The following is a 716-nucleotide window of genomic DNA, read 5'->3' on the forward strand; positions in this document are numbered from 1 at the left end:
GGTGAGGGCCCCCGGCCCGCCCGGGAGGCCCTCACCGGTAGAACGGACCCCGATGAAGATTCCCTTTGCCGCCGTACTCGCGCTCGGTCTTCTTGTCCCCAGCGCCGCCTTCGCCAAGTCCACCGACCGCAACGAAGACATGCACATCGATTCCGGCGCCCAGTCGGGCATGCTCACCGGCGACGGCAAGACCGTGCTGTCGCAGGGCGTGATCATCACCCAGGGCACGCTGGACCTGCGCTCGTCCGAGGCCGAGATCTACCTCAAGGACGGCGAGGCCGTGCGTGTGGTGTTCACCGGCAAGCAGGCCAAGATGAAGCAGCAGCTCGATGACGGCACCTGGATGGACGCGCTGGCTGATCGCATCGACTACGACATCAAGACCGAGATCATCACCCTGACCGGCAACTACAAGGTCACCAGCGCGCGCGGCACCAATGCCGGCCAGCGCATGGTCTACAACACCCGCACCGGCGAGATGAACTCCGGTGGCGACGGCAGCCGCGTGCGCACCGTCATCCCGCCGAAGAACAAGACCCCGGCCGCGCCTGCGGCACAGCCCAGGGCCACCACGCCGGCGCAGCCGGCCGGGAGCAGGAAGTAATGCTCGTCGCCAAGGGCCTGCGCAAGAAGTACAAGCAGCGCGAAGTGGTCAAGGACTTCGGGCTGACCCTCGACGCCGGTGAAGTGGTCGGCCTGCTCGGCCCCAACGGCGC

General features: G+C 67.3%; 1 protein-coding gene and 1 pseudogene. Both read left to right on the plus strand.

Going from position 1 to position 716, the window contains the following annotated elements; genetic code table 11:
• Positions 1–52 precede the first annotated feature (52 nt).
• The gene (lptA, locus tag ARC63_RS03410) at positions 53–604 is read left to right on the plus strand and encodes a lipopolysaccharide transport periplasmic protein LptA (RefSeq protein WP_049455548.1); all 552 of its coding nucleotides are present in this window, start codon (positions 53–55) and stop codon (positions 602–604) included.
• A pseudogene (locus ARC63_RS23105) lies at positions 604–716 on the plus strand (LPS export ABC transporter ATP-binding protein); the annotation flags it as partial. The gene lptA and the pseudogene ARC63_RS23105, both read left to right, overlap by 1 nt.

The sequence above is a fragment of the Stenotrophomonas geniculata ATCC 19374 = JCM 13324 genome, assembly GCF_001431625.1.
GTDB classification, from domain to species: domain Bacteria; phylum Pseudomonadota; class Gammaproteobacteria; order Xanthomonadales; family Xanthomonadaceae; genus Stenotrophomonas; species Stenotrophomonas geniculata.